The 466-nt window shown below is 28.3% G+C and carries 1 protein-coding gene; it reads left to right on the forward strand.

From position 1 onward, the window contains the following. On the forward strand, positions 1-466 hold a 466-nt coding region (locus HMPREF0077_RS10145; RefSeq protein WP_004837936.1), incomplete at both ends, for a hypothetical protein.

Raw genomic sequence — 466 nt, forward strand, 5'->3', positions numbered from 1 at the left:
GAATATTATAATTAATTCTAACAAAGAAGTTATAGATGATGATATAGTAAATGGTTTTGAAGAATTTAAGGAATTTTATCCTAATAAAAATAAAGAGAATATAGGTTTTGATTTAGATAGCCATATAAAAGATGATTATTGGATAATTGAGTTTAATGAGGGTTCGAGTCTAATAGAAAAAGATTATACAGGACAAAGGCTGACCAAAGAACTATTAGATGAAATAAGAGAAATAGATGAAAAGATAAGACTTCATAATAAGACCTTAGGAGAAGATGAATATGGGCAGATGACTGATGAGTGGGAGGGGTATTCCAAATTCTATTTTGACCATATAGTAGATGGAAAAATTGTTGATCACTATAAGATAGACATAGGTGATGGAAATGAGATCAACCAAAGAGATTTTGAATTTCTTTATGAACAAATAGGAAAAAGTCAGATAGAACTTAATCAAACTATAGAA

Origin of the sequence: Anaerococcus tetradius ATCC 35098, from assembly GCF_000159095.1 — a bacterium.
GTDB classification, from domain to species: Bacteria; Bacillota; Clostridia; order Tissierellales; family Peptoniphilaceae; genus Anaerococcus; species Anaerococcus tetradius.